The following is a 14,469-nucleotide window of genomic DNA, read 5'->3' as shown; positions in this document are numbered from 1 at the left end:
TTCTTCTATCTCCTCTATTTCTAAGATCTACAACTTATTCCTGCCACCGTCTTCAACGTCTCTTCTATTTCTAATGCTTCTAATAGGCCTAATGTACCTTATGCTCGATATTCCTACCATTTCTAACGTCTCTTACGTTGCTGACGTTTCTGCTGTCCAGTCACCATTTCTGTAATATTTCCAATAATTCATGTGTTTCTACGGTCTCCAACGTTTCTAATATCTCTAATGCCCCTGTTGGTTACCCCCTGTGCTGACCCAAAATGGTTCGATCTTTCTGTTTTCAGCGTTTCTAATGTTTCTACTGTCTCTAATATTGATCGTGTTCTCATAGGCTGATGTGGCTCATCGGCACAATAGTGTTCGCTTCTTCGTCGTCTAGGCAAAGACGAGATAGCATGGGGTGGCTCTGACAACGGTGCCAATCAAAGAGTTCTTGGTTTGTTGTGAAAAGTCGACGCGCTTGCCGAGACTACTGAATCATTGGCCGCGTTCAACTGTATTCGTCCAGCGCCACCCAAGTACTTTCACATCACTCTGAAACAAGTGGGGTTCGTCGTCGGGACAGCCGAAGCGCACGATGAAGTCTCATTAGCAACTGCTGATGCAATTGCCAAGATGGCCAGGAACCCTTGGATCGTCAGCTGGACGCGCTGAAATACGGAACTGTTTACTTGGGTCATTCCGTTCACTCATACACACGAACCATGCGTGCCACCCGGTATCTACCGTGTTCGGTTCCTCAACCACAATTTGGGCCACTCGATACCGAGATGGGAGGTGACTCGGTTCTCGAAGCGTGAACGGAACCACGCGGTTCGCTTCGTCAATCGACTCGTACCCCCCGCCCTGCCCGAGGTCCTCCGAGCTGAGACGTCTGCTGTGAGACGGGAGCTGTCTGATCTCTTCGGTGACCATCACGGGAAACGTGGTGGTGTAGTCGCGGCCCTCAAACTGGATGGTTACCATGGCTGTCGCCGGGGCGGCGCCAACGACCTGTTCGAAGGTCGGTCGAGGGGTAAATACCGGCTCTCCCTCCTGATTGACAGACGGTTTGATACTGTTGGCGGTGGGTTCCTTCTTATCCTCGTTGTGAGCGGTCTTGCTCTTTTTCTCCCCATTCTGGAAACTATACAAGAGAACATTGACGGAATTAACTGATGAATAAACGAGATTCACCCGAGTCAGTCACTCTTTGGGCTCATTCTATCAATGTCATGCTTCATTGAATCTGATTTCGATAGAAAGAGTAAAAATCATTTACAGTATGTCAGATCCGCGTTACAGTTCTCTGACGATAGATACAGAATATGTGTCCATCACTCGCGTATGCGTTGAGTGCTGCGGGGATAAGCATGAGACCGAGGAGAATTAGGAAGTTAACGCCGAATCCATGTTGTCGGATTGTCACGCTTATGGGATTAGGAGATAGCTCTCCAGAGCGCCTACTATATAAGAACTCTTCGGCTTTGAAGCAATTTCATCAAGACTTCCGAGTGCGACATCCAAGAACGAGGAGACAAGTCATAACAGAACCGTTGTCCTGTCTCCAGTGCAAGTACAACAGCGGTGCTCTCGTTCAGTAGAGGGCCCAAGACTCACATATACGACAATATAAATCTCATGCCGCTATATCGAGATCATGCGCACTACCTACGAATAGCGAATGGTGGATCGACGCTACTATTGTTAGTAACCATCCACACATAAATTGTTATAGAAGGCATAAAAACCCGCTTTTTAGCAACTACACGAGCTGACAAAACGAAGTAAGGGGAAGGTGCATTATTCCTGTGTTGGTAGACATCAATGGCGTCATTTATGCCAGTGATCTTCATCACCGTCGACATATTGATGGACAAGTCTAGATTCAGCCTGGCGAAGGCGGTAGGAGAGTGTTGAGCGTGGAATATTGAGTTCGGCGGCGATTTCACTGAGAGTTATCTCACGCGGCGATTCGTAGTAACCCGCTGAGACGGCAGCACGGAGCGCAGTCTCTTGTTCTTCAGGTAGTGAGGTGGTAACTAGAAACTCCTGTCGCCAGCCGCTGGCGTCACGGAGGTGCCCCATCCGGAACGAGAGACCATCGCAGAGTCGGGCGCTAAGATCGTCATAAAAGACACCGACATTTTTATCTGATCGCATAAGTATTCGCCACCAGTGGGCCGATTCACGGCGACGGGTTTCAAAGATCAATCCGATTGGAAGGTGCTTCCCTGCGAGGGTGTGAACGGATTCACAACATCGAACATCCTCAGTGTATGTGTATAGAACAAGTTCGTTTCCCGAACGTTCAAGAGTATCATGATACTGGGCCGCCTCGCATCGTTGCTCGGTAATCGCCTCACCACACGTCGTATTGTCAAAACGTATCGCTTCGATCCGGTCAAGAGCTGATTGTGATCCAGAGATACGTTCTATTCGCCAGAATCGATCTTCAGTGACAAACCCTTTGAGCGAGCGAGCAACGAGAGATGGATGGTCAATGAAGACATCCATAATCGGGTTAGACCCCGGATCGTACTCAATGGCAAAGGTGAGTTCCCGCATATATAGTAGTTGAATAATTACTCAATAAAAAATTTGCTGACTGGGGCATGGTTTTGGAGGTCAGAAGAATGTCCGTACAACGAGTAGCATTGTCGTAGCGATAATAAGTAGTCCAACAAGGATAGTAAGAATCGGTCGATATCCCGTCTTTTGGAGCTCCTTTAACCGGATTTCAAGACCGAGTCCCGCAAATGCAAAAAGGAATGCCCAGTTGGATCCGTTTGAGAGTGACGTGATCTGTTGACTACTGAGAAATCCGAGGTTCGCGATGATCATCAAACCCAGAAACCCGAGAACGAACTTTGGGAAGATACTCCAGATGAACCGCCAACCACCGGACACACTGTCGGCGGTGTCGGTGTGACCTTGGCGGGTATAGTATACCGCATATGCGATGACAGCAAATCCGATCATCGAGTTACGGGTGAGTTTTACGAGAAGAGCCCACTGACCGGCGGTTTCCGAGAATGCGAACCCAGCAGCAGTAACAGGACCCGTACTGAACATGGTCAGTCCGGCCCAGATACCGAAGACCGTGCTAGAAAGATCGAGAACGTGACCGACGAGCGGGTATGCAAGGAGCGTCACCGAATCGAACAGGAGAACTGTTGCTGCAGCGTACGCGATGCGTGTATCATCAGCGTGAATACTTTCGGAGGTGGCGACGACGGCCGAAACCCCACAGATTCCCGAGCCTACGGCGAGCAGCGACCCCGTCTCTTCGTGAATTGAGAAAACAAAACGTGCGAGGAATTCGACGGTGAGAATAGTTATTACGACGGTGATTATAACAAGGAGGAGTATCATCGGCCCGGCAGCGACCACATGATCGAACGCCACGCTTGCACCCATGACAATGATTCCAGTCTCAAGCCAGAATTTATGAGTTCCGACACCCGGACTAGCCCAGTTCGGAACTCCGTACGTATTGCCGATAACAAAACCGAGAGTGATTGTGACAATAAGGTAGTTCACAGTTGGGACAGTTGATGCGATGAGGCGTGCAACAAGACCGATCATGAGAAGAAAGAGAAACCCTGGGATGAGCGTCCGGTTCATCGTTTACCAAGGAATAGGGATACCAAAGAAAACGATGAGAAGCAGGAAAAAGCTAAGACAAATAGCTTTCCAGTCAGTTTCAAGGTTCATCCACCTCTGAAATACGTATCCCAGTATGTGAGCGTAGTTGAACACAGTAGTAGTTAGTTAGAAGGGGGAACAACATACAGATTTAGTTGTCGTACGACAAATTGTCTACGACGACTGATATCGCCTCTCTGAAAGCGACTGTTTGTCAGTCTTTAATAGCTGGATAATAACGGTGGGAAGGGCGACACGGGAGCGTCATCTGCAAATCATTGTTTTATTTGAGCGATCCACTTTGGAAACAAGCGCTGTGGATTTACTGAGGAAAATTCGTAAGCGGAATAGACGCAAGTACCCTCACTACTGGTCTGAGTTAGTGGCTACTACGGTAGGGCTCTGGAAGTAGTACCGGTCAAGAGACCGCATTCTTAAACGGGGAAGGTATTTTATACCACGATTGCAATTTAGTAACTCATGGTGATGCAGGCGAATAACCCTGTCAAAGCCCTCTATACAATGGAAGAGATAATAGAAACCCTTGAAGAACACAAAGCAGTCGGGGTCACAGAACTCGCAGGAATTGTTGAGCGGCCTCAAAGCGTAGTTCACAACCACCTTGCGACGCTCCGGGAACTTGAGTACGTCATCAAGGAGGGATCAAAGTACAAGCTTGGGCTTAAGTTCTTGCAACGAGGGGAGATCGTCCGCAAGCGTTTACCACTTTACGCAAAGGGGACACCAACTGTCAGCAAACTCGCGAAAGAGACCAAAGAGTTGATAACACTCATAGTAGAGGAGCACGGAAGAGGGGTCTACCTTGATGTCGCTCAGGACAACGCGGATATTCAATACCCAGCAATTCCGGGAACACGAATTAGGCTGCATTGTTCGGCCACCGGCAAGGCAATTATGGCGTATATGTCTGAAGATGAAGTCGAGGAGATTATCAACCGACATGGATTGCCAGCCCAGACTGACAAAACCATTACGACAAGGGATGAATTGTACGAGGAACTTGATGCAATTCGTAAACGAGGTTACGCTTACGACCGTCAAGAGTTTCGCGAAGGAATGCGCTCTATCGGTGCACCAATTCTTGACGAGAGTAACAACATCCTCGGTGGACTGAGCATCGCCGGGCCGACACACCGGTTCGCCGGCGACCGACTCGAAACCAAGCTCCCAAAGAAACTTTTACAATCAGTGAACGTCATTGAACTCAACTACAACGAGCCGAATATCCAGTGAAATCATGGCGTAGGGACCTCTTCGCTGCTCACGCGCAAACTTCCGCATTTCACAAAGAGAGACATAAGCAGACATATCCGCTGGCAGAGACCGAGGACAGAAGAGCCGTTAGAAAGGAATCAAAGCTGTTTGGCCAGCCGTTCTAGACCGATGGCGAGTGCAGCAGGCACTACTAAGAGCATGGCCACCACAATGAGTAACGTCGAAACAACGCTGATGGTCGGGTCAAGCTCATTCCTAAGCCCGATCCACGCCAACACCGGAATGGTACGGGTGTCCTGTCCTGACAGGAACAGCGCCATAACGAACTCCTGTAGGCTAATGATAAATGCGATAAGTGCCGATGCAAAAATCCCGTTTTTCACATTCGGGAGAATGACCTCGGCGAATGACCGAATGGGACCAGCGCCAAGGTCGTTGGCCGCGTCCCTCAGTTGCCAGTCAAACTGGGCGAGCACAGCCTGCATAATGAAGAACACTAGCGGTGTCGCCCACAGCGAGTGTGCAATAATGATTGCAAAGTACGAGCGATGGAGACCCAATTCGCTAAGGTAGGTCAGTAGGATGACCGCGATAACTACTGCCGGCAGGAGGAGCGGTAGTAAGGCGATGGGGACGAAGTATTGCAGCGACTTTGATTCGACGCCTTTCAGACCAAATGCAGCAGTTACACCTAAGAAAGTAGATAGTACCGCTGTTCCCGAGGATGTAATTAAGCTGTTCACGACTGCTCCTTTCCATGACGGGTTTGAGAGAAACTGGTTGTACCAGACCAGTGAAAATCCACGCGGCGGGAAGACCAGCTGCCCCGTTGAGCCAAACGAGGTGCCGATAACCACTAGTAACGGCAGCACCATCAGAAATGCGAGTAGTCCGTATACAACACGGAATGCAAATATTTCTATGCGTTCGAGTGCATATGAATTAAACATGCATCTCGTCACCTCCCCAGTAATTCATGGCTGTGAACATGAGCAGAACTGATATTAGGACGAAGATAAGAAGAATTATCGACAGTGCACTGGCGACCGGCCAGTTAAACTGCTGAAGCATCAACCGTTCGACCTCAATGGCGAAAGTTGTTTCACTGGCCGACCCCAAGAGAGCGGGCGAAGCATACGCGCCAACGCCCCAAGCAAAGGTTATTACCGTAGCTACAGAGATCCCCGGCAGTGTCTGTGGCAGCACCACCTCGAAGAATGAGCGTGGTCGGCTCGCCCCAAGATCGCGGGCCGCCTGAACTGTCTTCCACTCAATGGTCGACATTACACTGTAGATGGCCAACGTCGCGTAGGGGAGTGCAGTATAAACTTGACCGACGACCGTCCCCAAGAAATTATTCATTAGTATCATTGTTTGCTCGATGACGCCAATCCTCACCAGGAGGCTATTGAATGGTCCAATAGGGGATAATAACAGTAACCACGCGTAGAGCTTGACGACGAGCGTCGTCAACAGTGGGAGGATGACCGTAAATAGCAGGACGGTCTTCAACATCCCTTTGGCTCTCCAGACAGCATAGGATAGCAACACCGCAAGCATGAGCGTTACGACGGTTACCACGACGGTGAACTTCACCGTGAATATTATTAGTCCGATGGTAAGGTCCGAGGTAAGTACTTGAACATAGCTGCGGATAGACCATGTTCCCGCAGCATATGCACCAGCACCAGTAGGTGAGTAGAGACTGATACGGACAAGATAAAGTAACGGTACAATGAAAAATATTATCTCGAAAACAATGAGTGGAACCATCAGTAATTTTGCCCGTGAGGAGCCACGCTGGAGCCACTTTCCAAGTTGACTGAGGAAAGAGCTTTGTTGCAATTTCATACTCATACTTACTTCTCGAAGGCAGTAAACTGAGTTTCCTCACCGTCGAAGGCAACTAACCGTTCGGGATCCCATTGTATAACAACGTCCTGCTGTTCTTCGATTTCGTTGTCTGGATCGTACTGTTGCTCGATAAATATCTTCCGCGACCCGGTGTTGATGTACAGTCGCGTCATTGAACCACGGTAGATTACATTATCGACCTGCCCACCTACTGCACATCGTGAATCACCGCCGTCGGCCTTGATATTGTGAATTTTAGATTGCCGGATTCGCATATTTTCCGGCCGCAAGGAGATGGACACCGATTCGCCTCTGCTTGGGGCTGCCTTTCGGTTCTTGACGGGGATGTCTACGTGGCATCCAAGATCCGTTTCGGCGACGACTCCATCTGAGGTCGTCTCAACGACTTTTCCTTCAAGAAAGTTAGTATCGCCGAGAAACTCTTCTACGAACTGGTTTTCGGGGTTATTGTACACATCCGGCGGTGCCCCTACTTGAACAAGTTCGCCGTTATTCATGATGCCGATACGATCAGCCAGCGTGAACGCCTCGCTCTGGTCGTGAGTGACGTGAACCATCGTCTGATCCAGTTCCTTGTGAATTTCTTTAAGCTCGATCTGCATCTCCTCTTTTAAGCGCTTGTCCAGATTTGACAGCGGTTCGTCGAGTAACAGTACATGGGGTTCAATTATCAGTGAACGCGCCAGTGCGACTCGTTGTTGTTGACCGCCACTGAGCTCCTTAGGTTTCTGATCTTCAAACCCATCGAGTTGAACCATTTCGAGAGTCTCCCGCGCGCGTTCCTTTCGCTCGGTTTTATCAATACCATCCATCTTCAGCCCAAATGCGACGTTTTCTAATATCGTCTTATGAGGAAACAACGCCCAATCCTGAAAGACGATGGAGCAGTCGCGTTCATAGGGTGGTTGCTGCGTGACCTCTTGACCCGCGATGTGAACGCCGCCCTCTGTCGGTCGCTCGAGGCCACCGATCATCCGCATAGTCGTCGATTTTCCACATCCACTTGGACCGAGCACACACAGCAATTCCCCCTCCTTTACCTGAAGGGATAAATCGTCGACAGCGTTGAAACTCCCATACCTTTTCGTTACGTCTTCGAGTTCGATTGCACTCATGGCGAATCAACCACCCAACGCGAGCAAAGCAGCTGTACAGTCGGACAGGCCTGTGAGTGTGTGACTTCCACACATAGGGTAATATGTTTCATCTAACATCATATAAATTTCCGTAATATCCATGATATGTATGCGGAAACATCTTCCGAATATGACTACGATGGGTAAAATATATCGTCTTAAGTTTTGACTGCATTAGTTGAGCGCAGATTCAATGAGTTTTATAAATGCCGTCGATGAAAGTTGATAGATCGTGTTCCCGGAGTCTGTCCGTCGGCGAGCGGTCGTCTCGATACACCTACCATCGACGTGGATCTCCCACTGAGAAGGATAGCGTGGCTGTTTTGACCGAAATGTAATGGAACAACCGTGTTTGTCCTCTATTTGTTTTACGACGTTATGTGTGAAAACGCCGTCGGAGAACTTGGGCGGTTTGTAACCCGGCAATCCCATCTCTTCACGAAGTCGCTCATTTTTCTCCCACCACTCCGGTCGCTCAGTCGACGAGGGTGTAGTCTCTTCGGACACCACACTCCAATTACTGGTTTTATCGTACTTATCCATGACGCTGTGGCTTCACTCAGAAAAAGCGCCTGTCCGAGGTGAACAATCAAGAGAAATAAGGATGGAAAGTGGCAGTGTGAGTAGTACAGACGGAACGTGAAAGTACGAGGTCACCTAACGCGAACACTAGCGAGGGGGCAATAAGGTGAGTATTGCTATCGTCAGGGTTATTTACCATCGTTTCAGTGGCTAGCACTCGCAGAAGGTGAATCGACTTTCATATGATTCACCCTTTAATAGGTATGAACGACCTCAGGATGTTGTTTCCGAGGACGGTAAACACAAGTGGACAACTGATGTCAACAGTCACCGTCATCTGTTTCATCAACAGTATTGGCATCGTCTGTCTCGGTGACTTCCGTTAACTTATACGGAGTAGGTATTAAACCTCGAAACAACAATTCAATCACAGGTAAATTCACGTGACCACGATTAGCGCGTTGGGTCCTCAAGATTCATATAAACGCTCTTAGTTTGTAAATAATGGTTGAGGGATTCTTCGCCGAGATCATTGCCAATACCTGACTCCTTGAAGCCGCCGTAGGGTGCTTCGGGGAGGATAGGGCCATAGTCGTTAACGTAGACTATCCCAGCTTCAAGATCCGCGGCCGCGCGGTGGGCGAGCGAGATATCTTTGGTTCCGATACCGGCCGATAGACCGTATCTAGTATCGTTTGCTAGGTCGATACCTTGTTCGTAGCTATCAAACGTCTGGATAGTCTGAACTGGACCAAATATTTCCTCGCAAGCGATACGCATATCATTATCCACATCGGTGAACACGGTCGGTTCAACATACCACCCGTGTTCCAGTGATTCAGCGGGCGTTCCACCACCATACACAAGGTTCGAACCCTCTTTCTTTCCAAGAGAGATGTATTCCTGGACGGACTCGTACTGGTCTTCGGTGGTCAACGGCCCCATTGTCGTGTCCTCGTCAAGAGGGTCTCCACAAGTATACTCATCGGCGGCCGCGAGGAAAGCGTCGAGAAACTCCTCGCAGATGTCCTTGTGGACGATGGTTCTTGAGAATGCATCGCAAATTTCCCCTGAACTGTAGTAGATACCGTCGGCAATGGCCTGTGCGACTTTCGAGAGGTTGGCGTCGGGAAAGACCAAGAATGGTGACTTACTACCGAGTTCCAAGGTTACGGGTGCAATATGATTTGCGGCATTTTGCATGACAAGTTCGCCGACCTTGCGACTGCCAGTGAACGACACCTTCCGGACGTCTCTATGGCTGGTTAGCGCATTCCCTACATCACTTCCTGTCCCAGGAACGACGTTAATCACTCCATCTGGGAAGATGTTTTTCGACAGTTGCGTAGCGCGGATCGCTGTCAGCGGTGCATCCTGCGCTGGTTTCAAAACCGATGTGTTACCGGTTGCAAGAGCAGGCCCGAGCTTCCAGGTCAATGACCAAATAGGGAAGTTCCATGGGATTATCTGCCCAACCACGCCGAACGGTTCTTTGCGAGTATAGGCATGGAGATCCTCACTGGCGGCGATTTGATCGCCATTGATAGTTCGACAGAGCGAGGCATAATAGTCCAGGGTATCGAATGCTGCCCGAACTTCTCCGCGAGCCTGTTCGATGGGTTTGCCGGTATCAAGACACTCTAGTCGGGTCAGTTCGTCTTCGTGGTCTCGTAACACGTTAACCCACTTACGAAGCATCGTCGCCCGCTCAGCGGGCAGAGTCGCCGCCCATTCACGGTCGTAGGCGTCTCCGGCCGCTTTGACCGCAGCATCGACGTCACCACTGTCACAGGCGGGAATCGCCGTAATAGGAAGAGTCACCGCTGGGTCAATGGTCTCGATAGTTACATCCTGGTCAGGGAGATACTGCTTCCCGTTTATCCAAGGAGTGAACTTTGCATCGGTCGTTATCTCAGTAATTGCGTCTTCGTGCCTGGTTAGGATGTCTGAATTATCCATGAATCTATTGATTTAAGGGGGAATCAGCTGACTGTGGCGATACCATCATGATCGCTTGAGCTTTTCGAATTTCCTACTAAACTTAGCCGAGTAATCCGTGAGGTATTCATAGTTGGGGAAGTGGAAATTTTTGTACTCCTGGTTGGTCGAGGGGAAACCGGCCTGCTGTGCGGCCTGAGAGTGCTCTGCATTCTTATTAGCGAGTAGTTGATGGCTAGTCTTGCCCCACTTGTTCTGAACGTCCGTCCGGAGCATGAAGTTGAGGAAGTGTTCGGCCATCTCGCGTTTATCTGTACCACGGACGACACCATAATGGTCGTAGTATCCCGTTGTTGTCTCCGGGAGCGTGACCGATATCCAGTCATTATCGGCCTTACGTCCCATCGAGACGCCAAAATACGTCTGGGCCGCGTTGGCGATGCGCAGTTGCATATGCTGCCATCGTTCGGCACCCGTACTGTAGAATGAGGTTGTGTTGAAATCTTTCACCCTTCTGAACGGCACCTCGTGGTGCCGTTTATTGTATATCTCTTCAACCCCTGGCATTTGATCGGCGACGATAGCAGCGATGTGTATCGTGTACGCATAGAAGCCGCCGTCCATCGTCAAGCGCGTCTTATTGTCAATGAGAGTTTGCCAGTCTCTAATGTCGTAGTTGATCTTCTGATTGTTATACATTATACCAACGGGTGCCCCGTCAAACGGGGCTCCGTACTTCGTTGACCGAAGATTCTTGATGTAGGGATACACCTTGTTCAGATTCGGTATGTTTTCTTTTCGAATTTTGAGGAAGAGGTTCTCTGCTTGCGCCTGATTATACATCTGTCCCTCTGTGACTGCGATGTCGTAAGGCGGATCGTCCTCGGGAGCGCTTTTGATTTTTGAAATAATCGCACTCCACCCGGGTACGAGTTTCACTGTTGCGCCAGTTTCCTCCTCGTACATCCGCTTGATGGTGTTCTTGAAATAGGTATGGTATTGGCCACTCCAGACAGCCACCTTAAGTGTCTGGCCCGTCGTTGTACCAGAACTACCACCGCTACTGCCACCTCCATCGCCACTGGATTCGCTTGAACAGCCAGCCAGTAGCGAAGCAGACGCTCCTGCCATTGAGAGCAGGAGTGTCCGCCGTTTTCTAGTGTTGTGCTCCCTATCTTCGGAACCCGAGGATGTCGTCTCGCCGTCGGACTCACTCTGTGAGGTATGTCCACTCATACCGTAACTGTATATGAATCAATATTCTCATATAAGTCTTTTGCGGCATAGGATACAACTAAGAATTTCGTCACCTCTTACCTATATTCTAGCTGTCCGTCCGTCTAGTCAGTACAGCGATTCAGTAAACGTCATCACCAGGAATCCTGTAACATTGGATATATTAAGTGTTTTCACGTAGAACAACGAGTACCGGTTGTACCCTCAGAATGTAAATTAACTTACCACCAGTGGATGGTAGTCATTCCAATAGTGGAGGAAAACAATTTTTCCAAATTCGTCCTCGTGAGTAAATGACTGTTTGCAAGGGTAAACATGAGGAGGCGCCGTTGGCTTCGACGATGCCCCAATCTCAGCATTACGACTATGCCATCCTCTTTTACTTGATGAGAGTTCTAATGTTCTTGTTGAAGGAGTAAGAGCGTCAGACCTCTTCGAAGTTGAATTGATTGGGACGGTCATGAAAGCCCTGTTTACAAAAACTCATGCCATAAATTCCGTTGATTATGATGCTCACAAACCGTTATAGCGAGTATTTCATACTGAATCTCGAAAAGTGGTTAGACTACTGGTCGTAACTCAGACACTAACAATGATATCCTCACCGTCGACTCGAACTGGATGAGAGGGAAGTTGTGCATTCGAAGTTAATGATTCACCGTTTGTGACGTTATACTCCCACCCGTGCCAAGGACAGCTCAGAATCTTGTCTTCACTACACCACTCCATGCAAACTTTGAGATTTTCCTGGTCGTACTCGGCGGTCCAGGTACCGGTCAAGGTACCTTCACAGACCGGGCCAGCTTGGTGGGCACACCAGTTCGTGTATGCTTTGTACTCACCGTCGACGTTGAAAACAGCGATTTCGCGTCCTTCGATTTCGACCAGCATTCGCTCACCTTCGTTCAGTTCGTCTGCTCGTGCGACCACATGTTCTTTCATGGTTCACTCCAATAGTTGGTTCATCCTCATGTAGGTAGGTCGTCTGTCCGTTTCACAAGTCAAGTTGGAAGGCCTCTACAGGGGTATCATATAGAACTTTCCGACGATCCTCCTCCGTGAAATAGTGTTGTAAGTACTTATCGAGTTCATCAAGTGCATCGAAGTCCCAATGAGGGTAGTCAGTGGCGAACATGATGTTGTCTGTACCCATGATTTCAAGCATCTTCGCCATGTCTTCAGAGTCGTTCGGTTCACCGAGAGGCTGGTTGGCGAAGTAGAACGAGTCACGGATGTACTCCTCTGGTGTCTGCTGCAGCAACGGCACCTCGCTCCGACGCATGTGATATATCTTATTCATCCGGTGCATCATGTAGGGAACCCAGCCGTAGCCTGCTTCGAGAAAGACCCAATTGAGATCAGGGAACTTCTCCGGCGCACCTTCAGCAATGATACTCGTCAGCGTCATCATTTGCTGCCAAGTATGGGCGACGCTATGAACCTCGAAAAATTTGTTAAAACCCCGGTTCTGCATCGGGAAGTCAAACATAAACTCCTCAGCGTTACCGTGGAACGCAATTGGAAGGCCGTTGTCCTCAGCAGCCTGGTAGATAGGATCGTACTTTGGATCCCCTAGAGGTGGATGCTCACCGCTTGACCCGACGTACAGGCCAACGACTTGATTTTCTTGGCCCATCTTGTCGATTTCCTCTGCAGCTTCATGGGGCTTCTGAGTTGCGACGGCAGCCAGACCTAGGAAATCGTGATCGTCTATATACTTGTCTAGCAAAAGTCGATTATACGCCCGCATAAGCTCCATTGCTAGATCCGGCTGAGAGAACTTCCCTAGTGGCTCGAAGGTATTGATGATCGGATGATCGATATCGAATTCTCGCTGAAACTGGAAAATATCCTCAGCGTCAGTAAATTCAGAGAAATTGTCCTTGATCTTTCCGCCCATCCGCTGATCCCAGCTACTTGATGGGAAAATAGGGTGGGGAGAGTCAGTGATACTGGAAGCGTACGGTTCATCCATATACTGTGCGACCTCCTCTTCAGGCACGGTCATGTGAACATCAGTATCCACTACGGTCGTCTCTGCTAGAGTCGAATTGGTAGCTTTTTGTGCCATACACTTCCTCACTTCTGGGTCGTTCATAATAAAACTTGTTCGTAATTGTCCACTATCATGCCCGATATCTCCCGATTTCGGTTCTTTATCGCGGAATTCCTGTTCTTAACACCGAATGCAATACAAAGCCGCTGTTTCGAGAGGCAAACGCGGAAGAAAGGGAAAATGGTTTTTGCCGTTTCAGCCGGCCGTACATTCACCATTACGAAATAACTGTTAAATTCGTTGATCGGGAACTGCAGGCGCCTAGATGGTTGTATTGGGCTCATCAACTATAATACATTTAACCTCAATCGAAAAAGTGATCAAAATCCGGAGTATGGCTTCCTCTCAACCGGATTCACTCTGTTTCCAATTTTCTCGCGATATTCTATAATTCTGAATCACTCCTTTGATGTCCTCATCTCTCCCGTTACACTCATAGAGATGTAATGGAATCTCTAAACCAATTGTCAAACCGAGCAAGTTGATGGTGAACGCGTACAGCGGAATGACGTAGCGCCAGACCTGACGTCTAAATACTACGCCTTCCTACCGATCTTGACTGGTTCGATGTTAGTGACTCAGTTCTCAATAGTGGATCTCTCTTTGACCCTATTCTCGTCCCTCTCGGATGACGGAATTGACTTGGTCGATTCAAATATGATCGAGATTTTCATAATCGAGTATGTTTAGAATCGCCTCCATATATCCGTTGAACTGGTCGACTACGTTCTCTTCAAATTGATCGATGCAGAGTCGCAAACTCCTCTTAGATTTCTTCCCGTTGCGTTTCGAGTTGCTCCTGCTTGGCGACCTCAGATTCGATGAATTCAGTTTCTCCTC

At 49.0% G+C, this 14,469-nt stretch carries 11 protein-coding genes; 2 read left to right on the top strand and 9 right to left on the bottom strand.

Annotated features, from left to right (window positions below):
• Positions 1 to 882: 882 nt before the first annotated feature.
• Complete coding sequence (locus tag LIX00_RS23965; protein ID WP_227357227.1) at positions 883 to 1,161, top strand: hypothetical protein; 279 nt, start codon at positions 883 to 885, stop codon at positions 1,159 to 1,161.
• A gap of 654 nt (positions 1,162 to 1,815) precedes the next feature.
• Here LIX00_RS23965 and LIX00_RS23960 read toward each other — a convergent pair.
• Both LIX00_RS23960 and LIX00_RS23955 read right to left on the bottom strand, forming a co-directional pair.
• Positions 1,816 to 2,550, bottom strand: a complete 735-nt coding sequence (locus LIX00_RS23960; RefSeq protein WP_227357226.1) for a helix-turn-helix domain-containing protein — start codon at positions 2,548 to 2,550, stop codon at positions 1,816 to 1,818.
• 60 nt (positions 2,551 to 2,610) lie between these two features.
• A complete protein-coding gene (locus LIX00_RS23955) occupies positions 2,611 to 3,609 on the bottom strand; it encodes a YeiH family protein (RefSeq protein WP_227357225.1) in 999 nt (332 codons plus the stop codon).
• A gap of 501 nt (positions 3,610 to 4,110) precedes the next feature.
• On the opposite strand from LIX00_RS23955, the gene LIX00_RS23950 reads away from it, so the two are divergent.
• Positions 4,111 to 4,884, top strand: coding sequence for an IclR family transcriptional regulator (locus tag LIX00_RS23950; RefSeq protein WP_227357224.1), 774 nt, complete (start codon positions 4,111 to 4,113; stop codon positions 4,882 to 4,884).
• 119 nt (positions 4,885 to 5,003) lie between these two features.
• Here LIX00_RS23950 and LIX00_RS23945 read toward each other — a convergent pair whose 3' ends face one another.
• The 7 genes from LIX00_RS23945 to LIX00_RS23915 form a co-directional block, all read right to left on the bottom strand.
• Positions 5,004 to 5,741: an ABC transporter permease gene (locus tag LIX00_RS23945; RefSeq protein WP_227357223.1), complete on the bottom strand. Its 738-nt coding sequence runs from the start codon at positions 5,739 to 5,741 to the stop codon at positions 5,004 to 5,006.
• A 67-nt stretch (positions 5,742 to 5,808) separates the two neighbouring features.
• On the bottom strand, positions 5,809 to 6,717 hold the full coding sequence (locus LIX00_RS23940; protein WP_227357222.1) for an ABC transporter permease: 909 nt from the start codon (positions 6,715 to 6,717) through the stop codon (positions 5,809 to 5,811).
• Positions 6,718 to 6,725: 8 nt separating this feature from the next.
• Positions 6,726 to 7,856 (bottom strand): ABC transporter ATP-binding protein, encoded by a 1,131-nt coding sequence (locus LIX00_RS23935; RefSeq protein WP_227357221.1) that lies wholly within the window; start codon positions 7,854 to 7,856, stop codon positions 6,726 to 6,728.
• 996 nt (positions 7,857 to 8,852) lie between these two features.
• The gene (locus LIX00_RS23930) at positions 8,853 to 10,358 is read right to left on the bottom strand and encodes an aldehyde dehydrogenase family protein (RefSeq protein WP_227357220.1); all 1,506 of its coding nucleotides are present in this window, start codon (positions 10,356 to 10,358) and stop codon (positions 8,853 to 8,855) included.
• Between the two features lie 45 nt (positions 10,359 to 10,403).
• Entirely contained in the window at positions 10,404 to 11,573 is a 1,170-nt protein-coding gene (locus tag LIX00_RS23925) for an ABC transporter substrate-binding protein (RefSeq protein WP_227357219.1), read from the bottom strand.
• Positions 11,574 to 12,152: 579 nt separating this feature from the next.
• Positions 12,153 to 12,515 (bottom strand): Rieske (2Fe-2S) protein, encoded by a 363-nt coding sequence (locus LIX00_RS23920; RefSeq protein ID WP_227357218.1) that lies wholly within the window; start codon positions 12,513 to 12,515, stop codon positions 12,153 to 12,155.
• 52 nt (positions 12,516 to 12,567) lie between these two features.
• Positions 12,568 to 13,644, bottom strand: a complete 1,077-nt coding sequence (locus LIX00_RS23915; RefSeq protein WP_227357217.1) for an amidohydrolase family protein — start codon at positions 13,642 to 13,644, stop codon at positions 12,568 to 12,570.
• Positions 13,645 to 14,469 lie beyond the last annotated feature (825 nt).

The organism is Haladaptatus salinisoli (assembly GCF_020614375.1).
Classification (GTDB): domain Archaea; phylum Halobacteriota; class Halobacteria; order Halobacteriales; family Haladaptataceae; genus Haladaptatus; species Haladaptatus salinisoli.
The sequence above is the reverse complement of the archived record's forward strand: the minus strand, read 5'-3'. Positions and strand labels throughout refer to the sequence as shown.